This is a genomic window from Streptomyces sp. NPDC053750 (assembly GCF_044544295.1).
GTDB lineage: Bacteria > Actinomycetota > Actinomycetes > Streptomycetales > Streptomycetaceae > Streptomyces.
This window is the reverse complement of the sequence record NZ_JBITXB010000005.1, coordinates 386,956-411,277: the sequence shown is the minus strand read 5'-3', so window position 1 is coordinate 411,277 and position 24,322 is coordinate 386,956. Positions and strand designations below refer to the sequence as shown.

Sequence of the window (24,322 nt, the reverse complement as noted above, 5' to 3'; positions counted from 1 at the left end):
CGCGCAGGCTCTCGGGCTCTTGCCGCGGGGTGACGCGCTGCCATACTTACGTCGCCGTAGGTTACGGAACCGTAGGGAAACCGTGCGTGTTCCCGCCGCCCGGCACAGCCACCACCCTCGACCCACCAGGGAACGCGCATGACCACGAGTTCCGATGTGATCCCGGACGCTCCGAAGGGCCCTGACGACGGTGCCGGGCCCTCCGCCACGCCGAGCGGCGCGCCCTCCGCCACGCTGGGCGGCGAACAGAAACGCTCGATCGAGCAGATCACCCTGCTGCTGTTCATCACCGTCCCGTTCCTCGCGCTGGTGGCGGCGGTGCCGCTGGCGTGGGGGTGGGGCGTGAGCTGGCTGGACCTGGGGCTGCTGGTCTTCTTCTACTTCCTGGGCTGCCACGGCATCACCATCGGCTTCCACCGTCACTTCACGCACGGTTCCTTCAAGGCGAAGCGGCCGCTGAAGATCGCGCTGGCGATCGCGGGGTCGATGGCGGTCGAGGGGCCGCTGGTCCGCTGGGTCGCCGACCACCGCAAGCACCACAAGTTCTCCGACGCCGAGGGCGATCCCCACTCGCCGTGGCGGTACGGCGAGACGGTGCCGGCCCTGGTCAAGGGTCTGTGGTGGGCCCACATCGCATGGATGTTCGACGAGGAGCAGACGCCGCAGGACAAGTACGCCCCGGACCTGATCAAGGACCCCGCCCTGCGCGCGATCTCCCGCCAGTTCGTGCTGTGGACGGTGGTGTCGCTGGCCCTTCCGGGGCTGATCGGCGGGCTGGTGACGATGTCCTGGTGGGGCGCGTTCACCGGGTTCTTCTGGGGGTCACTCGTCCGGGTGGCGCTGCTCCACCACGTGACGTGGTCGATCAACTCGATCTGCCACGCCGTCGGCAGGCGTCCGTTCAAGTCGCGGGACCGTTCGGGCAACGTGTGGTGGCTGGCGATCCTGTCCTGCGGTGAGTCCTGGCACAACCTGCACCACGCCGACCCGACGTCGGCGCGGCACGGTGTGATGCGCGGCCAGCTCGACTCGTCGGCGCGCCTGATCCGCTGGTTCGAGCAGCTCGGATGGGCGTACGACGTGCGGTGGCCGTCACGCTCGCGTATCGATTCCCGGCGCAACACGGACCAAGGCGGCGCCCGCCGCCGGAAGGAAACCGTCGAGGCGGCATGATGGTCGCTGTGGCGACCGACTCCAGCAGCACCCCGAACCATGAGAAGCCCCGGCGCGCGCGTCGCACCCGGATGACCGGTGCCGAGCGTCGCCAGCAGCTGCTGGAGATCGGCCGCACCCTCTTCGCGGCGAAGGGTTTCGAGGGCACGTCGGTGGAGGAGATCGCGGCGAAGGCCGGGGTGTCCAAGCCGGTGGTGTACGAGCACTTCGGCGGTAAGGAGGGGCTGTACGCGGTCGTCGTCGACCGCGAGATGCGGCGGCTGCTGGACATGGTGACCAGCTCCCTGACCGCCGGCCATCCGCGGGAGCTGTGCGAGCAGGCCGCCTTCGCCCTCCTGGACTACATCGAGGAGTACACGGACGGCTTCCGCATCCTGGTCCGCGACTCCCCCATCCCGCAGTCGACGGGCTCCTTCGCCTCCCTCATCTCGGACATCGCCACCCAGGTGGAGGACATCCTGGGCCGCGAGTTCAAGAACCGCGGCTTCGACGCCAAGCTGGCCCCGCTGTACGCGCAGGCGCTGGTCGGGATGGTGGCGCTGACCGGCCAGTGGTGGCTGGACGTGCGCCGCCCGAAGAAGGCGGAGGTGGCGGCGCACCTGGTGAACCTGGCGTGGCACGGCCTGGACGGCCTGGAGCAGAAGCCACGGCTGATCGGGCACCGGAAGTCGTAGCGCCGCCCGGTCGGCGGGGTGTCAGCCGACCGGCTCCAGGAACTCGAGGCGGTTGCCCACCGGGTCCTCGGAGTAGAAGCGCTTGTGCCCCGGCAGGGCGTCGTCCCAGGTGACCGGCGCGCCGCGCGCGGCCAGCCGGGCGGCGTACGCCTCGATGCCGGTCGTCCTGAGCCCCGGGTGGGCCTTCTTCGCCGGCCGGAAGTCCCCCTCGATGCCCAGGTGGAGCTGGACGGTGCCGGCCTGGAACCAGCACCCGCCGCGCGCCGCGAGGGCCGGCGGCTTGGGGATCTCGGTCATGCCGAGGACGTCCACGTAGTACGCCCTCAGGGCGCCCTCGGAGCCGGGCGGGGCGGCGAGCTGGACGTGGTCGACCGCTACGAGCACGGCTCACGCCTCCTTGACGGCGACGGCGAAGACCCGGCGGAAGGGGAACGGGGTGCCGTGGGGGCCGGGCGGGTAGGCGGCGCGCAGGGCGTCCCGGTACTCGGCGACGAACGCGTCCCGGGCCTCCGGATCGCCGTCGAGGGCGGTGAGTACGGGCCGGAGCCCCGTCCCCTTCACCCAGTCGAGGACGGGATCCTCCCCGGTCAGCAGGTGGACGTACGTCGTCTCCCAGACGTCCGCCGTGCAGCCGAGGCCGGTCAGGTGGGCGAGGTACGCCTCGGGGGTGAGGACGGCGTCGTCGTGGCGCAGGGTGCCGGCGAGGCGGTGCCGCCAGCGCGGGGAGGCGGCGAGTTCCCGCATCAGGCGGTGGCTGGGGGCGGCGAAGTTGCCGGGCACCTGGAAGGCGAGGGTGCCGCCGGGGGCGAGCCCGTCGATCCAGTCGGCGAAGCGCTCGACGTGGCCGGGGACCCACTGGAGGGTGGCGTTGCTGACGATCAGGTCGTACGGCTCGGCGGGGGCCCAGGTGCGGGCGTCGGCGGGGGCGAAGTCGATGCGGCCGCCACCGGGGGTGGGACCGGCGTGCTCCTGGGCCCGCTCCAGCATCTCGGGTGAGTTGTCGAGGCCGGTGATGCGGGCGGTGGGCCAGCGGCCGGCGAGCAGGGCGGTGACGTTGCCGGGGCCGCAGCCGAGGTCGGCGATGCGGGGCGGCCGGGCGGGGATTTCGGGGACCTGGGCGAGGAGGTCGGTGAAGGGCCGGGCACGGTGGCCGGCGTGGCGCAGGTACTGAGCAGGATCCCAGGTGGGGGCGGTGGCGGACATGGAGCCTCCAGGATGGCCGTACGGCGGGACGCGTACCCAGCGTGACCCGGAAACTCTCTCGACGTCAAGATAGTCGACACCAAGAGACTTCATGTCGACACAACCACTACACTGATCGTCATGGAGGACGAGGTCGATCGGCTGGTCGCAGCATGGCGCCGGGAGCGCCCGGACCTCGACGTGGAACCGCTCGAGGTCCTGAGCCGGGTCAGCAGACTCGCCCGGCACCTGGACCGCGCGCGCCGCCTCGCCTTCTCCGAACACAATCTGGAGCCCTGGGAGTTCGACGTCCTGACGGCCCTGCGCCGCGCGGGCACCCCGTACCAGCTCTCGCCGGGGCAGCTGCTCACCCAGACCCTGGTCACCTCGGGCACGATGACCAACCGTATCGACCGCCTGGCCAAGAAGGGCCTGGTGGAGCGCCTGCCCGACCCCAGCGACCGGCGCGGCGTGCTGGTCCGGCTCACGGACGAGGGCCGGGACCGCGCCGACCAGTCGCTGGCGGGCCTGCTGGAGCAGGAGCGCGCGATCCTGGCCGAACTCTCCCGGGCCCAGCGCAGCGAACTGGCGGCACTCCTACGCCAGCTGACCGCCCCGTTCGACAACATCCCCGGTTAGGTCCACCGGCCCGACCCCGGCCCGCCGGGCCAGCGCCACCGCGGCGAGGGTGGAGTGGACGCCCAGCTTGCCCAGGACGTTCTGCATGTGGGTGCGCACGGTGTGCGGGGACAGGTACAGCCGCTCGGCGACGGCCTTGCGCCCCAGCCCGGCGACCATGCAGCGCAGCACCTCCCGCTCCCGCGGGGTCAGCGACTCGACCAGCCGCTCGCTCTCGGTGCGGTGCTTGCGGGCGGCGGTCAGCTCGCGCAGGACGCCGGTGAGCAGGGCGGGCGGCAGATGCGTCTCGTCGCGCAGGACCCCCCGGATCACGCTGAGCAGCCGCGACAGGGAGCAGTCCTTCGCCACCCACCCCGAGGCCCCGGCCCCCAGCGCGAGGGCCGCCCGCCGGGGGTCGTCCTTCTCGGCGAGGACGACGATCCGCACCCCGGGCTGTGCCGTCCGTACCCCGGCGACCAGGGAGATCCCGTCCACCAGCCCGTCCTCGTTGCCCTCGCGCACGGGCACGGCCGGCCGCACGCCGGGCACATGACCGCCCAGGTCCGCGTCGACGAGCAGCACGTCGAACCGCCGCCCCTCGGACGCGGCCCGCTCCAGGCAGCGCAGCGCGGCCGGACCACTGCCGGCCGCGGACACGTCGACGTCGGGCTCGGCGGCCAGCGCCGCGGCGAGCGACTCGGCGAAGATGCGATGGTCGTCGACGACCAGGACTCGGATGCGAACCACGAAACCCCCTCCCCCGAGCTCCGCGAGGAGCAGGGGATACCCAGCGTCTGTCCGTCCTCGGATGACGAAACCGGCACGGGTACGACGCCCGAAGCCCCGTATCCAGCTGTGCGCTCGGTACTCCGGGGACGGGTCGCCGCAGCCGCACGGCCGCCGCCGTGCAGTCACCGCCACCCCCGCCCCGGGCGCCGTACCCGGCTGTCTCGCCCCCTGAACGACACCGGCCCCCACCGGTGCTGCCCCTCAGAGTACGGGCGGGCGCCGGGAGCGGAAGGCTATTTGCAGAACTGACCGCCCGGCCCGTTTATGGTGAGCCGCATGTTTCGTCTTGTGACAGAAGTCGACAAAGCACGACGCGATCTGCTGCGCACTCGCCTGCGAGAGACGAACAACGCGGCTTCCTCGGTTCTGCGTTCCCTGCGCGGAACCCCTCACGAACGCGAATTCCCCCTGCACGTATGGCTCCTGGACGAGGCCGGCGCACTGGCGGGCGGCCTCGTCGGCCACACCTGGGCGACCTGGCTGCACGTGACGTACCTGTGGGTCGACGACGGGCACCGCTCCTCGGGCCTCGGCTCCGCCCTCCTCGACGAGGCGGAACGCACGGCCCGCACCGAACGCGGCTGCACCGCCGCCCGCGTGGAGACCTGGGACTTCCAGGCCCCGGGCTTCTACACCAAGCGCGGCTACGACGTGATGTGCGTGATCCCCGACTATCCGCCGGGGGTCACGGAGTACACGCTGGTGAAGCGGTGGGACTGAGACGACCGGGCGAGGCAGGCCGGAGGTGGCCGAAAGGCGGAACGGCAGAGGCCCTGGGCCGTGGCGGGGGAAGCCACGGCCCAGGGCCGGTATGGGGGGGGTGCTACCGGGCCGTCGATGCGGATCTTCCTCGATCCCGTGAAGGAGGCTCCCCCGGACGCTGCGGCGAGCGTGTCCTCGGTGTCGGAGTCGGCCGTGGCGTACTCCTCGTCGAGGACCAGTCCCGCACCGGCCACGGTGCAGACGACGGCGATGGCAGCGGTCGCTTTGGCGAGGGTGCGGAACATGGAGGGGCCTCCAACAGGCAGGGGCGGGCCACGGGTACGAGTTCTCGGGGATCTCTCTCGGCCGGCCGGTCGGTCGTTCCCGGCGACTGATGAGGACTCTAGGGACGCAGCAGCCCCGTATCTTCACCCTGTGGTGGTCACCTGCGTGTAGCTCGCTGGGGGGACAAGTCGGCGCCGTGGTCGCCGCTCTCCGTCGGGAGAGGCGGGACGCACGTTCGACTGCCGGTACAACGGCTGACCCGTCACCCCACCCGCCGCGCCCCCGCCGACGGCACCGCCTCGAACACCCGCGGCGTCGTGAAGCCCGCCGCCGCGAAGGCCTCCTCCACCGCCTTGGTGACGGCGTCGACGTCGGCCTCCTCCACCAGGACGATCGCCGAGCCGCCGAAGCCGCCGCCCGTCATGCGGGCGCCCAGGGCGCCGGAGGCGAGGGCCGTGTCGACGACCAGGTCCAGCTCCGGGCAGGAGATGCGGAAGTCGTCGCGCAGGGAGGCGTGGCCCTCGGCCAGGACGGGGCCGATGGCGCGGGTGTCGCCGGACTCCAGCAAGGACACCACCCGCTCCACGCGCTCGTCCTCCGTGACGACGTGCCGGACCAGGCGGCGGACCTCCTCGTCGTCGGCCAGTCGCTCCAGCGCCGCGTCCAGTTCGTCGTACGCCACGTCCCGCAGCGCGTCCACGCCCAGCAGCGCGGCGCCCTTCTCGCAGCCCGCGCGGCGCTTGCCGTACTCGCCCTCGCTGTGGGAGTGCTTGACCTGGGTGTCGACGACGAGCAGGCGCATGCCCTCGGCGGCGAGGTCGAAGGGGATCTGCCGCTGGGAGAGGTCGCGGGTGTCGAGGAAGAGGGCGTGGCCGGCCTCGCAGCAGGCGGAGGCGGTCTGGTCCATGATGCCGACGGGGGCGCCGACGTAGACGTTCTCCGCGCGCTGGCACAGGCGGGCCAGCTGCCAGCCGCGCAGGCCGAGGGAGTACAGGTCGTTCAAGGCCAGGGCCAGCACGACCTCCAGGGCGGCCGAAGAGGACAGGCCCGCGCCCGAGGGGACCGTCGAGGCCAGGTGGACGTCGGCGCCGGTGATCTCGTGGCCGGCCTCGCGCAGCGCCCAGACCACGCCGGACGGATACGCCGTCCAGGACTTGTCCGACTCGGGGGTCAGGTCCGCGACGCGCAACTCGACGGGGCCGGTGCCGATGTCCGCCGAGTGCAGGCGCAGCACGCCGTCCTCGCGCCGGGAGACGGCCGCGACCGCGGTGTGCGGCAGGGCGAACGGCATGACGAAGCCGTCGTTGTAGTCGGTGTGCTCGCCGATGAGGTTGACCCGGCCCGGCGCCGCCCACACCCCCTGGGGCTCCGCCCCGTACAGCTCCCGGAACCGCTCGCCGACGGCCTCTGCGACAGCCTCGCCCATGCCCTGACCCCTCACCCTTCCGTAAGTCCTAGTTCGCGCGGCGCTGCGCGAACTCCCACGCGTCCGCGACGATCCCCGCGAGGTCCGCGCGGGACGGGTTCCAGCCCAGTTTCTCCCGGGCCGCGTCGGCCGACGCCACCAGGACCGCCGGGTCGCCGCCCCGGCGCGGGGCCACGACCTCGGGGATCGGGTGGCCCGTCACCCGGCGGACGGTCTCGACGACCTCGCGGACGGAGAAGCCGTTGCCGTTGCCCAGGTTGCAGATGAGGTGCTCGCCGGGGACGGCCGCGTCCAGGGCCAGCAGATGGGCCTCGGCCAGGTCGGCGACGTGGATGTAGTCGCGCACGCAGGTGCCGTCCGGCGTCGGGTAGTCGTCGCCGAAGACGGAGATGGCCTCGCGCCTGCCCTGCGCGACCTGGAGCACCAGCGGGATCAGGTGCGACTCGGGGTCGTGGCGCTCGCCGTACTCCCCGTACGCGCCCGCGACGTTGAAGTAGCGCAGCGAGACCGCGCCCAGCCCGTGGGCCGCCGCCTCACCGCTGATCATGTGGTCGACGGCGAGCTTGGAGGCGCCGTAGGGGTTGGTCGGCGCGGTCGGCGCCGACTCGACGATCGGGACCTGCTGCGGCTCCCCGTACGTCGCCGCCGTGGAGGAGAAGACGAGCCGGCGCACGCCCGCCGTACGCATGGCGTCCAGCAGGGCCATGGTCCCGCCGACGTTGTTGTCCCAGTACTTCTCCGGCTTCACGACCGACTCGCCGACCTGGGAGAAGGCGGCGAAGTGCAGGACGCCGTCGAACGAGGAGTCCAGCCATTTGGCGGCATCACGGATGTCGCCCTCGATGAACGAGGCGCCCGCGGGCACGCCCTCGCGGAAGCCCGTGGAGAGGTTGTCGAGGACGACGACCTCGTGGCCGGCTTCCAGCAGATGCCGGGCCACCACGCTGCCGACGTAACCGGCCCCGCCCGTCACCAGGTACTTCCCGCTCATGAACTCGCTACCTCTCGCAGTCGCTCGGCCGCGCGCTCCGGCGGCACGTCGTTGATGAACACGTTCATGCCGGACTCGGAACCCGCGAGGAACTTCAGCTTGCCGGACGTACGGCGGATGGTGAAAAGCTCGAGGTGCAGCGCGAAGTCGTCCCGCGTCACGCCCTCGAAGTCCTCCAGCTGTCCGAACGGGGCCTGGTGCCAGGCCGCGATGTACGGCGTCGGAGGCTCACCCTCCCCGAAGATCCGGTCGAAGCGCCTCAACAGTTCCAGATAGACCTGGGGGAACTCTGTGCGCGCCGCCTCGTCGAGCCCGAGCAGGTCGGGCACGCGCCGCTTGGGGTAGAGGTGCACCTCGTACGGCCAGTGCGCGGCGTACGGCACGAAGGCGACCCAGTGCTCACCCTCCAGGACGACCCGCTCGCCGGCCAGCTCCTCCTCCACCACCGCGTCGAACAGGTTCTCCCCGCCCGTCGCCTCCTTGTGCGCGGCGAGTGAACGGAGCATCAGGGCGGTGCGGGGCGTGGTGAAGGGGTAGGCGTAGATCTGCCCGTGCGGGTGACCCAGCGTCACACCGATCTCGGCGCCGCGGTTCTCGAAGCAGAACACCTGTTCAACGGAGGGCAGATGGGAGAGCTCCGACGTGCGGTCCGTCCAGGCGTCGAGCACGAGCCGGGCCTGCTCCTCGCTCAGGTCGGCGAAGGAGGCCCGGTGGTCGGAGGTGAAGCAGACGACCTCGCAGCGGCCGGAGTCGCCGGCCAGCGAGGGGAAACGGTTCTCGAAGACCACCACGTCGTACGACGCGTCGGGGATCTCGCTCAGCCGCTCGCCCTGCGAGGGGCACAGCGGGCACTCGTCGGCGGGCGGGTGGTAGGTGCGGCCCTGACGGTGCGAGGCGATGGCGACCGAGTCGCCGAGGAGCGGGTCGCGGCGGACCTCGGAGGTGGTGACGGTCCGCTCCAGCGGACGCCGGTCCACGGCGTCGCGCACCGCGTCGTCGCGCAGGTCGTAGTAGACGAGCTCGCGACCGTCGGCCAGCCGGGTCGAGGTCTTCTTCACAGCCGCACTCCTCTACACCCACACCCAATCACTCAACACAATCAAACATAACACATCACAACCGACCAGGACATCGATCATCACAATCAAACAAAGAACATCACCAGAAGTGTTCAGTTTCTGAACGCGGAGGCGTAGGTTCCGCTCGGATCAGTTCGCGCAACGAAGCGAGTTCGTATGCATACCCCCACATATCTAGCCGCGGAGCTTCGACTCCCGACCAACTGGCTCGACTACTCGATCCTCGGGATCTACTTCGTCGTCGTCCTCGGCATCGGCTTCGCCGCCCGCCGCTCGGTCAAGACCAGCCTGGACTTCTTCCTGTCCGGCCGCTCGCTGCCCGCCTGGGTCACCGGTCTCGCCTTCGTCGCGGCCAACCTGGGCGCCACCGAGATCCTCGGCATGGCCGCCAACAGCGCCCAGTACGGCGTCTACACGACCCACTGGTACTGGATCGGCGCCATCCCGGCGATGGTCTTCCTGGGCCTGGTGATGATGCCGTTCTACTACGGCTCGAAGGTCCGCTCGGTCCCCGAGTTCCTCCTGCTCCGCTTCGACAAAGCGGCACACCTGCTCAGTTCGATCCTGTTCGCCTTCGCCGCCATCCTGATCGCCGGCGTGAACCTCTACGCCCTCGCGATCGTCGTCGAGGCCCTCCTCGGCTGGCCGGAGTGGGTGGCCATCGTGGTCGCGGGCTTCTTCGTACTCGCCTACATCACCCTCGGCGGCCTCTCCTCGGCCATCTACAACGAGGTCCTCCAGTTCTTCGTGATCCTGGCCGGCCTCATCCCGATCACCGTCCTGGGCCTCAAGAAGGTCGGCGGCTGGGACGGCCTGTCCGACTCCCTCTCCCAGACCCACGGCGCCGACTTCATGACGTCATGGGGAGGCACGGGCATCGGCAGCGACAACCCGCTCGGCGCCAACTGGCTGACCATCGTCCTGGGCCTCGGCTTCGTCCTGTCCTTCGGCTACTGGACGACGAACTTCGCCGAGGTGCAGCGCGCCCTGTCCGCGAAGAACCTCTCGGCGGCCCAGCGCACCCCCCTCATCGCCGCCTTCCCGAAGATCTTCATCGTCTTCGTCGTCATGATCCCGGGCCTGGTCGCCGCGGTCCTCGTCCCGAAGATCGGCACCCCGGGCTCGGACCTCCAGTACAACGACGCGATCCCGTACCTGATGCAGCAGCTGCTGCCCAACGGTGTCCTCGGCATCGCGGTGACCGGTCTGCTGGCCGCGTTCATGGCGGGCATGGCGGCGAACGTGTCGTCCTTCAACACGGTCTTCACCACCGACATCTGGGCGAAGTACGTCGTGAAGGGCCGGGAGGACGCCTACTACGTGCGCTTCGGCCGGCTGATCACCGTGATCGGCGTCCTGGCCTCGATCGGCACGGCGTTCCTCGCCTCCTCCTTCTCCAACATCATGAGCTACCTCCAGACGCTCTTCTCCTTCTTCAACGTGCCGATGTTCGTGGTCTTCATCATCGGCATGTTCTGGAAGCGGGCGTCCATGAAGTCCGGCTTCTGGGGCCTGATCGCGGGCACGACGGCCGCGATGGTGAACTACTTCGTCATCTACAAGCAGGGCATCATCGACATCCCCTCCGACCAGGGCGCCAACTTCGTCTCGGCGATCGCGGGCTTCGTGGCCGGCGCGGTCGTCATGGTCGCCGTGACCCTGTTCACCGCGCCGAAGCCGGCCGAGGAACTCGAGGGCCTGGTCTACGGCACCCGCTCCCCCGGCATGGCCGAGCCGCCCGCCGAGGGCGACGACGCGTGGTACCGCAGGCCGGCGCTGCTGGGCTGGGGCGCGGTCGTCCTGGCCGCCGCCTGCTACATCCCGTTCTCGTTCTGATCGCGAGAGGATTGAGAGAGCATGTCTGATTCCTACTCCGACAAGGACGTCCAGGCCGAGGTCTCCGAGCTGGAGACCAAGTCCGTCACGGCCGCGCGGCTGTTCGACATCCGGCGGATCATCGGCGGGCTGTTCGTGGTCTACGGCGTCATCGTGACGATCGCGGGCTTCTTGGCGTCCGACGACGAGATCGACAAGGCGCAGGGGGTGAACATCAACCTGTGGACCGGGCTCGGGATGCTGGTGCTGGGGTTGTTCTTCCTGGCGTGGCTGAAGCTGCGGCCCACGGCTCCTCCGCCGCCGCCCTCTGCCGAGGAGGGGGCGAGGGAGTGACGCCGGTGCGGTGACGGCCCTCTCCAGGTCACCCGGCGCGGGTGTGGGCCGGGGGTGGGTGACGCGGCCCGGCGTAGCGGGGTGCCGCTGCGCCCACCCGTGCCGCCCCAGCGGCACGACTGCCCGCAGCTAAGCGGGAGGCGGCCCGCAGCTGCGGCGGGTGGACGGAAAGCCGCGTACGGCGAGAAGGGGACGTGTCGGGGGGTGTCCGCCCGCAGTGGTTGGCGCGTCCGCGCCGGTCCATCTGTGGCCGACCGATTCCGCGCCGTTCCGAGGACGGACACCCCCCGGCGCGGCCCCGACCCACAGGACCACGCACCGCGCAGCACGCACCCCCACCGAAGCAGCCACAGGCCGCCGCAGGCACCCCCGCTCAACCGCCGGAGGCCCCCGCACCTGCCCGCTCCAGCAGCCCCGTCCGAGCCGCCAGCGCCGCCGCCTCCAGCCGCGACCCCACGCCCAGCTTCATCAGCACCCGCTGCACATGCGTACGGGCGGTGGACGGCGCGATCCCCATCCCGGCCGCGATCAGCCGGGTGTCCTCCCCGTCGGCGACCCGCACCAGGACCTCGACCTCCCGCGGGGTCAGCATCTGCAACAGCCGCTGCCCCTCGTCGTCGGGCTGCGCGGCCGGGTTCAGCAGCTCACCGAACGCCCCCTGCAACAGCCCCGGCGCCACCGCCGCCTCGCCGGCCCGCGCCTTCATGATCGCCCGCTCGACGCCCTCTATCCGCTCGTCGTGCCGAACGTACCCCGAGGCCCCCGCCGCGAACGCCGCGGCGATACCGCGTGGACTCGGCACCGGGCCGAGCACCAGCACCGCCACCTGCGGACGCTCCCGCTTGATCCGCACCACCGGATCGAAGATCCCCGCCTCGGCCGGCGTGGCCGTCCCCAGCAGGCACACCTCCGGCGCCCGGCTGATCACCAGCTCCGCCGCCCCCGCGGCCGGTGCCGCCGCGGCGAGCACCCGATGCCCCCGCAGTTTCAGTGCCGAGGCCAACGCCTCGGCCAGCAATCGGTGGTCGTCGACCACCATGAGCCGTACTCCCATCGAGCAACCCCCCAGTCACCCTCCCCAGTCCCCCGGAAGCTACACGCTGGCGCGGCCTCGCGCTGCCCCTACCGGCGAGAACTGCCCCGGATCGCCGAAATCGACGCACCACGGCCCCGCCCCTGAGAAGGGACGGGGCCGTCAGCCACGGCAGGAAGGGCAGCCTCAGCCGCTGGTACCGAACGCGATCACCAGGTACTCCTTGTCGTCCGCGCTGGTCGGCTCGCTGGCGTACACCTGCGACATGTACAGGCGCCCCTGCGAGTAGAGAAGCTCGGAGTACTCCGGCGACATGCTGGACTCCACGTCCCGCACCGCCTCGGTCGCCGGGTTCTCCAGCAGCGTGGTCTGCTTGAACGACCCGCCGTCGATGGAGACGATCTGGCCGCCCTTGTCGTACGGCGGGCGCTTGTACGCGAGCACGTTGCCGCCGTCCATGCGCAGCGGCGTGATCGTGTAGTCCTCACCGGCGTCCGCGCGCTGCCCGGTCTGCTTGCCGGTCGCCAGGTCGAAGGCGACGACCTCGTTGGTCCGGCTGTAGCCCTCGCCGCTGCCCTCGTGCTCCTCGGTCGGGAGGTAGAGCCGGTTGTCGCCGACCGCGATGCCCGTGCACTGCTCGACCTTGGTGATGCCGTCGCACTCGGCCGCGAACTGGTCGCCCGGCGCCGAGATGCGGGTGAGCAGCTTGCCGGTCTTGTTGTCGATGGAGAAGAAGTCCGAGATGCCGCTGCCGTCACCGGCGGAGTCGGCGACGTCGGCGGCGACGAGCAGCGGGTTCGTCGACACGACGCTGGCGTACTCGATGCCCTTGGCCATCTTGTACTCGGAGATCACCTTCCCGGTCTTCGGGTCGATGGTCTGGATGTGCAGCTCCCGGGCGTCGTACGTACCGCACCTGCGCACCGCGACCAGCTTCTCGCCGCCGCCGTAGCCCGCGTCGGTGCAGGTGTCGGTGGTCTTCGGGGACCACCGCACGTTGCCCGTGGCCACCTCGAAGGCGAAACCGCCGTCGTTGCTGCCGGCCGCGACGGTGTCGCCGCTGATCGTGACGTTGTTGAACGAGACCGCCCGGTCGCTGATCTTGCCGTTCTTCGTCCACAGGGCCTTGCCCGCGTCGAGGTCGATCAGCGCGATCTCGGTGCAGCCGTGGAAGGGCTCGGCCTTGGTCGGCATGCCGGACTGGTGGATGACGACCGTCTTGTTGTCGGCGGTGACGTGCCGGCTGGCCGCGCAGACGGGCCCGGCCAGCTTGACCGTCCACAGCTTGCTGCCCTTGGCGGGGTCGTAGCCGACGACCTCGGCGATGCCGCTCTTGGCGTACACCTTGTCGGTGAGCCACGAGCCGTTGACGGCGACGCTGTTGTCGTCCTTGCTCACGGCGGGCGCGGGCACCTGGAAGAGCACCTTGGCGGCGGGGTCCGCGGGCGCCTTCTCCTTGGCTTCGCCGGAGGTGCCGCCGGTGCCGCCCTTCTCGTCCGTGCCGCCCTTGCCCCCGGTGCCGCCGCTGGAGCTCGCGGTGTCGTCCTTGCCGCCGTCGTCACCGGTGGAGCCGGCGTACCAGACACCGCCGCCGATGATCAGCGCGATCGCGACGACGGCCGCCACGATGATCGCCACCTGGGCGTTGATCTTCCGCCCGCCACCGGACCCGCCCGCCTGGGCCTGCATCGGCACGGTCGCCTGCGGATACCCGTACCCGGGTTGTCCGGGCTGGCCCGGCTGACCGTACGGCGGCGTCGGCTGACCGTAGGGCCCCGGCTGCTGACCGGGGTAGCCGTAACCGGGCTGCGGCTGCGGCGGGGTCTGCGGGTACCCGTACCCGGGCTGCGGCGCACCCGTCGGCGCGGCGGGCGGAGCCCCGGGCGCCGGGGGCGGCGGCGTCTGCGGGTACCCGTACCCCGGTTCGGAAGCCGGTGGAGTCGGCGGACCCTGCGGCGGGCCGAAGCCCCCCTGCTGCGGAGGCTGGTTGGGTGGCGGGGGCGGCGGCTGTGTCATGGCGTGAGCACCTCGAAGAGCGGAGAGGACGGGGACGGGAACGGCAACGGAAACGAGAACGAGCAGCCGGAGAAGGTCACTTGCCGAAGGCGAGCATCAACTTCTCCTTCGTGTCGTCGTTGCCGTTCAGGCGCGTGGTGGAGATGTAGAAGCGCCCGTCGACCCAGTCGATGTCCTTGGAGTAGAAGCTGTTCTCGATCTCCGCGACACCCTGCGGGTTCTGCAACAGCTTGGCCGGCTTGTGGTCGCTGCCACCGGTCGCGATCGACACGACCTGGCCGCCCGCGTCGTAGGACGGCTGCACGTACGCGATGAGGTTGCCGCCCTCGATCTTCAGCGGCGTCATCGACTCGTCCGCGGGAGACTTGACGCGCCACTTCTCCTTGCCGGTGGTGAGGTCGATCGCGACGATCTCGTTGGCGCCGGTGGTCGCCTCGGTCGGCAGGTAGAGGGTGCCCGCGGCGACGACGGCACCCGCGCAGCCCTGGAGGTCGCGGTCGAGGATGGCCCAGCCGCACTCGGGGGCGAAGTCCTCCTCGACGCCGACCTGTTCGAGGACCTTGCCGGCGGCGGTGAAGGTGGAGATGTTCCAGACCTTCTTGTCCTCGTTGGTGGCGTAGACGACGAGCGGGTCGACGGAGTAGGTGCGCTCGACGCGCCAGCCCTTCTCGTACTTGTAGGTCCACAGGACCTTGCCGGTCTTCGGGTCGAGCCCCTGGACCTCGTCGTGCTCGTTGTTGCCGCCGGCGCCGCAGGAGGCGACCTGGACCATCTTCGTCGGTCCGGTCGCGAACCCGGCGGGGAAGCAGGCGTCGCCGTACCGCTTCTTGTCGTACAGCTTCTTGCCGGTGGTGACGTCGTAGGCGGTGCCGGACTGGGAGCGGCCGACCATGAGGACGTTGCCGCTGACGTTCAGCTCGACGGAGAGGGTGGAGTCGAAGAGTTCACCGTCCTCGACCTCCTGCTTCCAGCCCTTCGCGCCGGTGGCGAGGTCGATCTCCTGCATCTGGTTGCACTCGGCACGGTCGCTGGAGCCGCTCATGTAGGCGACGACGATCTTGTCGGCGGCCGTCTTCTCCGGGGTGACCGCGCAGATCTTCTCCGGGAAGGCGATCGGCTCCCAGGTGGGCTTGCCGTCGCCGACGTTGTAGGCGAAGAGCTGCTTGTACGCCGCCTTCACCGCGGTCCTGTCGGTGATCCACATGCCGGGGGCGTCGGCTCCGGAACCGGGCGCGTCGGGCGCCTCCTTGTACCAGAGCACCCGGGACTCACCGGCCTGGCGGCCCTCGTTGAGGTCCTCCGGGTCCTCGCCGCCGTCGCCGCTGCCGTCTCCGGGGTCGACGGGGTCGACGGGGGCACCACCGGAGCCGGAGGGCTTGGGGTCGTCGCTCTTGCCGGCGACGGGCTTCTTGTCCTTGTCGTCACCGCTGTTCGCGGTGACCGCCCACACGCTGCCGCCGATGACGAGCAGGGCCGCGACCGCGGCGCCGACGACGAGGGCGGGCTTGCCCTTGAAGGGGTTGCGCGAGCCGGAGCCGCCGGGCGGCGGGGTGCCGGGCGCTCCCGGGAACTGCGGCTGCGGATAGCCGTAGCCGGGCTGCTGGCCGTACGGACCCGGCTGCTGGGGCTGGGCGGCGTAGGGGCCGGAGTTGTACGGACCCGGCTGCGCGGGCGGCTGTTGCTGCGGATGTCCGTATCCCGGCTGCGCGGGCGGCTGCTGCGGATATCCGTACCCCGGCTGCGGCGCCGGACCGGACGGCGGGCCCTGCGGGGGCGGCGGGGTCGGGGCCCCGAAACCTCCCGGCGGTGGGTCCTGCGGTGCTCCGAAGCCACCCTGCTGCGGCGGCTGGTTGGGCGGCTGGCTCATCAGCGCGTTCCCCCTTATTACTACTGATTTCTAGCCACGCCCCGAGGTACGCGCTGGCCTCGGAGTCGTCTGAAGGCAATCTTTCGGACCGTCCCGGACAGTCCTTGGACAGTCCTCGGACGGTCTTTCTATCACCCGCGGCCAACCGCCCACCGGGCCGCGTCCACCCCTGTTCCCAAGGGAGAACCGGCCCGTGATGCCTCTGTTACGCGCCTTCACGCACCCTTCACGCCACGCGCGCCCCCCGCGCGCAGGGCTCAGGCGTCCTCGGCCAGTTCCAGCCAGCGCGTCTCCAGCTCCTCGCGCTGCCCCGCCAGTTCCCGCAGCTCGGCGTCGAGTTCGGCCACCTTCGCGAAGTCCGTGGCGTTCTCGGCGATCCGTCCGTGCAGCTTGGCCTCCTTCTCGGAGACCTTGTCGAGCTGCCGCTCGATCTTCTGGAGCTCCTTCTTGGCGGCGCGCACGTCGGCGGCGCTCTTCTCCGGCGCCTCGGCGGCCGGCTTCGCCACCGCCGCCGGAACATTGGCCGCGGCGGCCTCCTCCATGCGCCGGCGCCGCTCCAGGTACTCGTCGATGCCGCGCGGCAGCATCCGGAGCGCGCCGTCGCCGAGCAGGGCGAACACGCGGTCGGTGGTGCGCTCGACGAAGAACCGGTCGTGGGAGATGACGACCATCGATCCCGGCCAGCCGTCGAGCACGTCCTCCAGCTGGGTCAGGGTCTCGATGTCGAGGTCGTTGGTGGGCTCGTCGAGGAAGAGGACGTTGGGCTCGTCCATCAGCAGGCGGAGCAGCTGGAGCCGCCGCCGCTCACCGCCGGAGAGGTCGCCGACCGGCGTCCACTGCTTCTCCTTGCCGAAGCCGAACGTCTCGCAGAGCTGACCGGCGGTCATCTCCCGGCCCTTGCCGAGGTCGACGCGCTCGCGCACCCGCTGCACGGCCTCCAGCACCCGCCAGTTCGGGTCGAGCTCGGCGACCTCCTGCGACAGGTACGCCAGCTTGACCGTCTTGCCGACGCGCACGTGCCCGCCCACGGGCTGGTGCTCGCCCTCGCTGCGGGCGGCCTCGGCGAGCGTCCGCAGCAAGGAGGTCTTGCCGGCACCGTTGACACCGACCAGGCCGATGCGGTCGCCGGGGCCGAGCTGCCAGGTGATGTGCTTGAGGAGCACCTTGGGACCGGCCTGGACGGTCACGTCCTCCAGGTCGAACACGGTCTTGCCGAGCCGGGACGAGGCGAACTTCATCAGCTCGCTGCTGTCCCGGGGCGGCGGCACGTCGGCGATCAGCTCGTTGGCGGCCTCGACGCGGAAGCGGGGCTTGGACGTCCGCGCGGGCGCCCCGCGCCGCAGCCAGGCCAGCTCCTTGCGGACGAGGTTCTGCCGCTTGGTCTCCTCGGTGGCGGCGATGCGCTCGCGTTCGGCGCGGGCGAAGACGTAGTCGGAGTAGCCGCCCTCGTACTCGTGGACGTCGCCGCGCTGCACGTCCCACATGCGGGTGCAGACCTGGTCGAGGAACCAGCGGTCGTGGGTGACGCAGACGAGGGCGGAGCGGCGCTCGCGCAGGTGCTGGGCGAGCCAGGCGATGCCCTCGACGTCGAGGTGGTTGGTGGGCTCGTCGAGGACGATCAGGTCCTGCTCCTCGATGAGGAGCTTGGCCAGCGCGATCCGGCGCCGCTCACCACCGGAGAGCGGCCCGATGACGGTGTCCAGGCCCTGCGGGAACCCGGGCAGGTCGAGCCCGCCGAACAGCCCCGTCAGGACGTCCCTGATCTTGGCGTTGCCCGCCCACTCGTGGTCGGCCAGGTCGCGGATGACCTCGTGGCGGACGGTGGCCTCGGGGTCGAGGGAGTCGTGCTGGGTGAGCACGCCGAGCCGCAGCCCACCGGAGTGGGTGACGCGGCCGGTGTCGGGCTCCTCCAGCCTGGCCAGCATCCGGATCATGGTCGTCTTGCCGTCGCCGTTGCGCCCGACGACACCGATGCGGTCCCCTTCGGAGACGCCGAGGGACACGCCGTCGAGCAGGGCACGGGTGCCGTACACCTTGCTGACGTTCTCGACATTGACCAGGTTGACGGCCATTTCTCTCCTGCCTGGGGGACGATCGACCCTCCAGGGTAGTCCCGGCCGCCGGGTGCCCGGGTCAGACCACCGTCGCCCCGGGCGCCGCCCCCACCGCCGTACGCACGTCCCGGCAGGTCCCCGACGCCCGCAGCACCCCGGCGATGCCGGACGCCGACTTGGCGTCCGGGGCCAGGAAGGCCGTCGTCGGACCCGAGCCCGAGACCAGGGCCGCCATCGCGCCCGCCGCACGCCCTGCCGCGAGGGTGTCGCCCAGTGCGGGGAAGAGGGAGAGCGCGGCCGGCTGGAGGTCGTTGGACAGCGCGACCGCGAGCGCGGCGGCGTCGCCCTTGGCGAGGGCGTCCAGGACGGCCTGGTCGGCGACCGGCTCGGGAACGTCCCGGCCCTCCGCCAGCCGGTCGAACTCCCGGTAGACCGCCGGGGTGGACAGTCCCCGCCCGGCCGTGGCGAACACCCAGTGGAAGTCGCCGCCGACCTCCAGCTCCGTCAGCTTCTCGCCCCGCCCGGTGCCCAGCGCCGCCCCGCCGACCAGGCTGAACGGCACGTCACTGCCCAGCTCGGCGCAGATCGCGAGCAGCTCGTCGCGGGAGGCGCCCGTACCCCACAGCGCGTCGCAGGCCACCAGCGCGCCCGCGCCGTCCGCGCTGCCGCCCGCCATGCCGCCGGCGACCGGGATGTCCTTGACGATGTGGAGGTGGACGTCGGGCTCGCAGCCGTGGCGCTCGGCGAGGGCCAGGGCGGCGCGGGCCGCCAGGTTGGTGCGGTCCAGCGGGACCCGGTCGGCGTCCGGGCCGTCGCAGGTGATGCGCAGGCCGCCGGGTGAAGGAGTCGCGGTGATCTCGTCGTACAGGCCGACGGCGAGGAAGACGTTGGCCAGGTCGTGGAAGCCGTCCGGGCGGGCGGCGCCCACGGCGAGCTGGACGTTGACCTTGGCGGGGACGCGGACCGTCACGCTCACTTGCTCGTCACTCCTTGTGTTCGGCGGCGCGCGCCTTGTGTTCGGCGATACGCGCGAACTCTTCCACGGTGAGCGCCTCGCCACGCGCCTGCGGCGACACGCCCGCGGCGACGAGGGCCTCCTCGGCCGCCGCGGCAGACCCGGCCCACCCGGCGAGGGCCGCCCGCAGGGTCTTGCGGCGCTGGGCGAAGGCGGCGTCGACGACGGCGAAGACCTCGCGCTTGGACGCGGTGGTCTTCAGCGGCTCGGTGCGCCGGACCAGGGACACGAGGCCGCTGTCGACGTTGGGCGCGGGCCAGAAGACGTTGCGGCCGATGGCGCCGGCCCGCTTGACCTCGGCGTACCAGTTCGCCTTCACGGAGGGCACGCCGTACACCTTCGAGCCGGGTCCGGCGGCAAGGCGGTCGGCGACCTCGGCCTGGACCATGACGAGGGTGCGCTCGATGCTCGGGAAGGTGTCGAGCATGTGGAGGAGGACGGGCACCGCGACGTTGTACGGCAGGTTGGCGACCAGCGCGGTCGGGGCCGGGCCCGGCAGCTCCGTCACGTGCATCGCGTCGGAGTGGACCAGCGCGAAGCGGTCGGCACGCTCGGGCATCCGGGCGGCGACCGTGGCGGGCAGGGCGGCGGCGAGGACGTCGTCGATCTCGACGGCGGTGACCCGGTCGGCGGCCTCCAGCAGGGCCAGGGTGAGCGAGCCGAGACCCGGTCCCACCTCGACCACCACGTCGTCGGGGCGTACCTCGGCGGTGCGGACGATACGGCGGACCGTGTTCGCGTCGATCACGAAGTTCTGGCCGCGCTGTTTGGTGGGGCGTACGCCGAGGGCTGCCGCGAGTTCACGGACGTCGGCGGGGCCCAGAAGGGCGTCTGGGGTGGGGCTGCTCACCCCGCAAGGGTAGCCGGGGGCGCGTGCGGGGCGGCCGGGGTCGCCGCCCCGTTGCTCAGTAGCCGAAGGCGCGCGCGGTGTTCGCGGCCAGGGCCGTCGCCAGCGCGTCCTCGTCGATGCCCCGCACCCCGGCCATGGCGCGCACCGTGACCGGCACCAGATAGGGGGCGTTCGGCCGCCCCCGGTAGGGCACCGGTGTCAGGAACGGCGCGTCGGTCTCCACCAGGACCAGCTCCAGCGGGGCCACGGCGAGGGCGTCGCGCAGGTTCTGGGCGTTCTTGAAGGTGACGTTGCCGGCGAAGGACATGTAGTACCCGGCGCGGGCACAGATCTCGGCCATCTCCGCGTCGCCGGAGTAGCAGTGGAAGACGGTGCGCTCGGGGGCGCCCTCCTCCTTGAGGACGCGCAGGACGTCGGCGTGGGCGTCGCGGTCGTGGATGACCAGGGTCTTGCCGTGCCGCTTGGCGATCTCGATGTGGGCGCGGAAGGACCGCTCCTGGGCCTCCTTGCCCTCCTCACCGGTGCGGAAGTGGTCGAGGCCGGTCTCGCCGACGCCCTTGACCTGCGGGAGGGCCGCCAGCCGGTCGATCTCGGCGAGGGCCTCGTCGAGCGCCGCGTCCCCGCCGGGCTGCCTGGCCCCCTGCCGCGACCAGCCGTCGGGGTCACCGTGGACGATGCGCGGCGCCTCGTTGGGGTGCAGGGCGACCGTGGCGTGGACGGCGTCGTACGCCGCCGCCGTCTCGGCCGCCCAGCGGGAGCCCGCGAGGTCGCAGCCGACCTGCACGACCGTGGTGACACCGACCGACGCGGCCTTGGCGAGGCCCTCCTCCACCGTGCCCGACTGCATGTCGAGGTGGGTGTGCGAGTCGGCGACCGGCACCCGGAGGGGTTCGGGGAGCGGCGGCGCGTCGTTCTTGTCGGACCGGCCCGAGGCGTTCGAAGGCATGCCCCGATCCTACGAAAGGTCCCGCGGGCCCCGGCGGGGTCAGTGGGTCAGCCCGCCCTGCGGTGGAGGTGGAGGGCGTGCAGGAGGTCGGTGAGGTGATGCCGCCGGGGCTGCTGCCGGGGGACCGGCGCGGAAGGCAGCTCCCGCTGCTGCGCCGGCACCGTGCCGCGCGCCGAGGCGACCCGCCCCGGCCGCATGATCCGCACCACGTGGTTGTCGCAGTTGGCGCACGTGGGGCGGCTGAGCGGGGAGGGCACGATCCGGCCGTCCGCGACGTAGCGCACGTGCTCGTGGCCGCCGGCGTCCCGGTGGTGCTGTATCTCGTACGACTGCTCCCAGCCGTGCCCGCAGCGCATGCAGGCGAAGGAGTACGACTCGTGGACGACGGCGGTGGTCTTGGTGGTCTCAGCCATGCCGGCTCCTGACATCAGCTGTTCCGCTGGAGGGGACGGTTCGTGTCCCTGGAACCAATGAACTCCTCGGCGGCCCCGGACGCACGCGGCCTGTCGAGAGTTGGAGCCGATTTGGACTGTCCTTGGTCCGAGGGCCCGGACCGGGGCCCTGGGTCAAGGAACGGTCATGCGCCGGCGTTCTTCGCGGCCACCACCGCGTCGAACACCTCCCGCTTGGGCACGCCCACCTGGGCGGCGACCGCGGCGATCGCCTCCTTGCGCCGCTCCCCGGCCTCCTCGCGCACCCGCACCAGGCGCACCAGCTCCTCGGCGCCGACCTCCTCGGGTCCCTTGTCCGGCGCGCCCTCGACGACGACGGTGATCTCGCCGCGCACGCCCTCGGCGGCCCACGCGGCCAGCTCGCCCAGCCCGCCGCGCCTGACCTCCTCGTACGTCTTGGTCAGCTCCCGGCAGACGGCGGCCCGCCGGTCGGTGCCGAAGACCTCGGCCATCGCGGCGAGGGTGTCGTCGAGGCGGTGCGGGGCCTCGAAGTAGACGAGGGTCCGGCGCTCCTCGGCCACCTCGCGCAGCCGGCTCAGCCGCTCGCCGGCCTTGCGCGGCAGGAAGCCCTCGAAGCAGAACCGGTCGACCGGCAGCCCGGACAGGGCGAGCGCGGTGAGTACGGCGGACGGACCGGGTACGGCGGTGACGCGGACGTCCCGCTCGACGGCGGCGGCGACCAGCCGGTAGCCCGGGTCGGACACCGACGGCATCCCGGCGTCGGTCACCAGCAGCACGCGCGCGCCGCCCACCAGCTCCTCGACCAGCTCCGGCGTGCGGGCGGACTCGTTGCCCTCGAAGTACGACACGACGCGCCCCTTGGGCGTGACGCCGAGCGCCTGGGTGAGCCGGCGCAGCCGCCGGGTGTCCTCGGCGGCGACGACGTCGGCGCCGGCCAGTTCCTCGGCGAGCCGGGGCGGGGCGTCCTGGACGTCGCCGATGGGGGTGCCCGCCAGTACAAGGGTTCCAGTCACGCCCCCATCCTCCCAGGCTCGGGTCCTCCCGGGCGCAGGCGGACATCCTGCCGGGGGCGACGCGTCCGGACCACCGGTGGGGCCCATGCACGGGACGTGCACAGCGCGGTTCCCTACGATGGCGCGGTGACCAGTACCGCGTCCTCCACGGACCTCCGGCAGGACCAGGCCCCCCAGGACCGGCGGCCGGCCTGGCAGCAGCGGCTGCGCCGCTTCGGCCACACGGCACCGCCCGCGGCCGACGACGTCCGCGACCGGCTGGTGCCGCCGTACATGCGTCCCGGTCCGCGGCTGTGGGTCTTCCTCGGCCTGTCGAAGCCGCTCGCCGACCGGATCGTGCGCTGGTCGTCCTGGGGCGGCCCGCTGCTGGTGGCGCTGCTGGCGGGGGTGCTGCGGTTCTGGAACCTGGGCAGCCCGAAGGCGGTGATATTCGACGAGACGTACTACGCCAAGGACGCCTGGGCGCTGATCCACCGCGGTTTCGAGGTCAACTGGGACAAGGACGCCAACGACCTGATCCTGAACTCGGGCGGCGACGTCCCGATCCCGACGGACGCGGCGTACGTCGTGCATCCGCCGGTCGGCAAGTACGTCATCGGGCTGGGCGAACTGCTGTTCGGGTTCGACCCGTTCGGCTGGCGGTTCATGACGGCGCTGCTGGGCACGCTGTCGGTGCTGCTGCTCTGCCGGATCGGGCGCCGACTGTTCCGCTCCACGTTCCTGGGCTGCCTGGCGGGCGCGCTGATGGCGGTGGACGGGCTGCACTTCGTGATGAGCCGCACCGCGCTGCTGGACAGCGTGCTGATGTTCTTCGTGCTGGCCGCGTTCGGCTGCCTGGTCGTCGACCGCGACCGGGCCCGCGGGAGACTCGCCGCCGCGCTGCCGGTGGACGAGGACGGCCGGGTCCGGCCGGACGCGCACGTCGCCGAGACCCTGCGCATGGGCCGGCGGCCGTGGCGCTGGGCGGCGGGGCTGATGATGGGGCTCGCCCTCGCCACCAAGTGGAACGCCCTGTACATCATGGCGGCCTTCTGCGTGATGGCCGTGCTGTGGGACGTCGGCTCCCGACGGGTGGCGGGCGCCCGCCGGCCGCATCTGGCGGTGCTGAAGTACGACCTGGGCTGGGCGTTCCTGTCGACGGTCCCCGTCGCGCTCATCACCTACCTGTGGTCCTGGGCCGGATGGATCTTCTCGGCCACCGACGGCACCGGCGGCTACTACCGCGACTGGGCGGCCACCGACGGCAAGGACAGCTCCTGGTCCTGGCTCTTCCCCGACTGGTGGCGCAGCCTGTGGCACTACGAGACACAGGTGCTGGAGTTCCACACCCACCTGACCTCGCCGCACACCTACCAGTCCAACCCCTGGAGCTGGATCGTCCTGGGCCGCCCGGTCTCCTACTTCTACGAGTCGCCGGCGCCCGGCTCGGACGGCTGCCCGGCCGACGCGGGCGAGAAGTGCGCCCGCGAGGTCCTGGCGCTGGGCACGCCGCTGCTGTGGTGGGTGGGCTGCTTCGCGCTGCTGTACGTCCTGTGGCGCTGGGTCTTCCGCCGCGACTGGCGCGCGGGTGCCATCGCCTGTGGCCTGGCGGCCGGCTATCTGCCCTGGTTCCTGTACCAGGAGCGCACGATCTTCCTCTTCTACGCCGTCGTCTTCCTGCCGTTCCTGTGCCTGGCGGTGGCGATGCTGCTGGGGGCGATCGTGGGCCGGCCGGGCTGCGGCGACACCCGGCGGGTCGCGGGGGCGACGGCCGCGGGCGTCCTGGTGCTGCTGATCGCCTGGAACTTCATCTACTTCTGGCCCTTGTACACCGGCACCGCGATCCCGATGGAGGACTGGCGGTCGCGGATGTGGCTGGACACGTGGGTTTAGCCGGGCACATGGAGTGTGCCGGGGCCTGTCTCCGCAGGCCCCGGACATCCGACGCGGGGCTCCGTTACATGCCCTACTCCTCCTCGACGCAGGTCCTGTCGTAGTTCCGCTCGTACGCGGCGGTGTAGGCCGCGACGTACCTCGAGTTCGTCTGC

Annotated in this window: 23 protein-coding genes; 7 read left to right on the top strand and 16 right to left on the bottom strand. The window is 71.6% G+C overall.

Annotated elements, in window-relative coordinates; all coding sequences use genetic code 11:
• Positions 1-138: 138 nt before the first annotated feature.
• Positions 139-1,173: an acyl-CoA desaturase gene (locus ACIGO6_RS17740; RefSeq protein WP_399876767.1), complete on the top strand. Its 1,035-nt coding sequence runs from the start codon at positions 139-141 to the stop codon at positions 1,171-1,173.
• Positions 1,170-1,847 carry a TetR family transcriptional regulator gene (locus ACIGO6_RS17735; protein WP_399876765.1) on the top strand — a complete coding sequence of 226 codons (678 nt, stop codon included), beginning with the start codon at positions 1,170-1,172 and terminating at the stop codon, positions 1,845-1,847. The genes ACIGO6_RS17740 and ACIGO6_RS17735 overlap by 4 nt, the downstream gene beginning before the upstream one ends.
• A 21-nt stretch (positions 1,848-1,868) precedes the next feature.
• Here ACIGO6_RS17735 and ACIGO6_RS17730 read toward each other — a convergent pair whose 3' ends face one another.
• Together ACIGO6_RS17730 and ACIGO6_RS17725 are read right to left on the bottom strand one after the other, a co-directional pair.
• A complete protein-coding gene (locus tag ACIGO6_RS17730) occupies positions 1,869-2,231 on the bottom strand; it encodes a glyoxalase (protein ID WP_399876764.1) in 363 nt (120 codons plus the stop codon).
• 3 nt (positions 2,232-2,234) lie between these two features.
• The gene (locus ACIGO6_RS17725; protein ID WP_399876762.1) at positions 2,235-3,050 is read right to left on the bottom strand and encodes a trans-aconitate 2-methyltransferase; all 816 of its coding nucleotides are present in this window, start codon (positions 3,048-3,050) and stop codon (positions 2,235-2,237) included.
• Positions 3,051-3,170: 120 nt separating this feature from the next.
• Here ACIGO6_RS17725 and tamR point away from each other — a divergent pair, with 120 nt between their 5' ends.
• Positions 3,171-3,668, top strand: coding sequence for a MarR family transcriptional regulator TamR (tamR, locus tag ACIGO6_RS17720; protein WP_399876760.1), 498 nt, complete (start codon positions 3,171-3,173; stop codon positions 3,666-3,668).
• Here the strand turns inward: tamR and ACIGO6_RS17715 are convergent.
• Positions 3,627-4,394, bottom strand: a complete 768-nt coding sequence (locus tag ACIGO6_RS17715; protein WP_399876757.1) for a LuxR C-terminal-related transcriptional regulator — start codon at positions 4,392-4,394, stop codon at positions 3,627-3,629. The genes tamR and ACIGO6_RS17715 overlap by 42 nt on opposite strands.
• A 306-nt stretch (positions 4,395-4,700) precedes the next feature.
• Between ACIGO6_RS17715 and ACIGO6_RS17710 the strand changes: the two genes are divergently transcribed.
• Positions 4,701-5,156, top strand: a complete 456-nt coding sequence (locus ACIGO6_RS17710) for a GNAT family N-acetyltransferase (RefSeq protein WP_399876754.1) — start codon at positions 4,701-4,703, stop codon at positions 5,154-5,156.
• Here the strand turns inward: ACIGO6_RS17710 and ACIGO6_RS17705 are convergent.
• From ACIGO6_RS17705 to galT, 4 genes are all read right to left on the bottom strand, one after another.
• A complete protein-coding gene (locus tag ACIGO6_RS17705; RefSeq protein ID WP_399876753.1) occupies positions 5,108-5,443 on the bottom strand; it encodes a hypothetical protein in 336 nt (111 codons plus the stop codon). The genes ACIGO6_RS17710 and ACIGO6_RS17705 overlap by 49 nt on opposite strands.
• A 242-nt stretch (positions 5,444-5,685) precedes the next feature.
• Positions 5,686-6,849 carry a galactokinase gene (gene galK / locus ACIGO6_RS17700; RefSeq protein WP_399876751.1) on the bottom strand — a complete coding sequence of 388 codons (1,164 nt, stop codon included), beginning with the start codon at positions 6,847-6,849 and terminating at the stop codon, positions 5,686-5,688.
• Between the two features lie 28 nt (positions 6,850-6,877).
• Positions 6,878-7,840, bottom strand: a complete 963-nt coding sequence (gene galE, locus ACIGO6_RS17695; protein WP_399876748.1) for a UDP-glucose 4-epimerase GalE — start codon at positions 7,838-7,840, stop codon at positions 6,878-6,880.
• The gene (gene galT / locus ACIGO6_RS17690; RefSeq protein WP_399876745.1) at positions 7,837-8,898 is read right to left on the bottom strand and encodes a galactose-1-phosphate uridylyltransferase; all 1,062 of its coding nucleotides are present in this window, start codon (positions 8,896-8,898) and stop codon (positions 7,837-7,839) included. Before galT ends, galE begins: the two co-directional genes overlap by 4 nt.
• A 177-nt stretch (positions 8,899-9,075) precedes the next feature.
• Between galT and ACIGO6_RS17685 the strand changes: the two genes are divergently transcribed.
• Both ACIGO6_RS17685 and ACIGO6_RS17680 read left to right on the top strand, forming a co-directional pair.
• Positions 9,076-10,755: a sodium:solute symporter family protein gene (locus ACIGO6_RS17685; RefSeq protein WP_399876742.1), complete on the top strand. Its 1,680-nt coding sequence runs from the start codon at positions 9,076-9,078 to the stop codon at positions 10,753-10,755.
• Between the two features lie 21 nt (positions 10,756-10,776).
• Complete coding sequence (locus ACIGO6_RS17680; RefSeq protein ID WP_399876739.1) at positions 10,777-11,088, top strand: hypothetical protein; 312 nt, start codon at positions 10,777-10,779, stop codon at positions 11,086-11,088.
• Positions 11,089-11,461: 373 nt separating this feature from the next.
• Here ACIGO6_RS17680 and ACIGO6_RS17675 read toward each other — a convergent pair whose 3' ends face one another.
• The 9 genes from ACIGO6_RS17675 to rsmI all read right to left on the bottom strand — a co-directional run bounded on the left by ACIGO6_RS17675 (position 11,462) and on the right by rsmI (position 22,295).
• Complete coding sequence (locus ACIGO6_RS17675; protein ID WP_399876736.1) at positions 11,462-12,142, bottom strand: LuxR C-terminal-related transcriptional regulator; 681 nt, start codon at positions 12,140-12,142, stop codon at positions 11,462-11,464.
• 165 nt (positions 12,143-12,307) lie between these two features.
• The gene (locus ACIGO6_RS17670) at positions 12,308-14,137 is read right to left on the bottom strand and encodes a PQQ-binding-like beta-propeller repeat protein (protein WP_399876734.1); all 1,830 of its coding nucleotides are present in this window, start codon (positions 14,135-14,137) and stop codon (positions 12,308-12,310) included.
• Positions 14,138-14,213: 76 nt separating this feature from the next.
• On the bottom strand, positions 14,214-16,004 hold the full coding sequence (locus ACIGO6_RS17665) for a PQQ-binding-like beta-propeller repeat protein (protein WP_399876731.1): 1,791 nt from the start codon (positions 16,002-16,004) through the stop codon (positions 14,214-14,216).
• A 257-nt stretch (positions 16,005-16,261) separates the two neighbouring features.
• A complete protein-coding gene (locus ACIGO6_RS17660; RefSeq protein WP_399876728.1) occupies positions 16,262-18,076 on the bottom strand; it encodes an ABC-F family ATP-binding cassette domain-containing protein in 1,815 nt (604 codons plus the stop codon).
• Positions 18,077-18,137: 61 nt separating this feature from the next.
• Positions 18,138-19,034, bottom strand: a complete 897-nt coding sequence (locus ACIGO6_RS17655) for a 4-(cytidine 5'-diphospho)-2-C-methyl-D-erythritol kinase (RefSeq protein WP_399876727.1) — start codon at positions 19,032-19,034, stop codon at positions 18,138-18,140.
• A gap of 7 nt (positions 19,035-19,041) precedes the next feature.
• On the bottom strand, positions 19,042-19,923 hold the full coding sequence (rsmA, locus tag ACIGO6_RS17650; RefSeq protein ID WP_399876724.1) for a 16S rRNA (adenine(1518)-N(6)/adenine(1519)-N(6))-dimethyltransferase RsmA: 882 nt from the start codon (positions 19,921-19,923) through the stop codon (positions 19,042-19,044).
• Between the two features lie 55 nt (positions 19,924-19,978).
• Positions 19,979-20,869 (bottom strand): TatD family hydrolase, encoded by an 891-nt coding sequence (locus tag ACIGO6_RS17645; RefSeq protein ID WP_399876722.1) that lies wholly within the window; start codon positions 20,867-20,869, stop codon positions 19,979-19,981.
• Positions 20,870-20,916: 47 nt separating this feature from the next.
• Positions 20,917-21,282, bottom strand: a complete 366-nt coding sequence (locus tag ACIGO6_RS17640) for a hypothetical protein (RefSeq protein ID WP_399876720.1) — start codon at positions 21,280-21,282, stop codon at positions 20,917-20,919.
• A gap of 164 nt (positions 21,283-21,446) precedes the next feature.
• Positions 21,447-22,295: a 16S rRNA (cytidine(1402)-2'-O)-methyltransferase gene (gene rsmI, locus ACIGO6_RS17635; RefSeq protein WP_399876718.1), complete on the bottom strand. Its 849-nt coding sequence runs from the start codon at positions 22,293-22,295 to the stop codon at positions 21,447-21,449.
• A gap of 126 nt (positions 22,296-22,421) precedes the next feature.
• Between rsmI and ACIGO6_RS17630 the strand changes: the two genes are divergently transcribed.
• Entirely contained in the window at positions 22,422-24,167 is a 1,746-nt protein-coding gene (locus tag ACIGO6_RS17630) for a dolichyl-phosphate-mannose--protein mannosyltransferase (RefSeq protein ID WP_399876715.1), read from the top strand.
• The last annotated feature ends 155 nt before the right edge of the window (positions 24,168-24,322 follow it).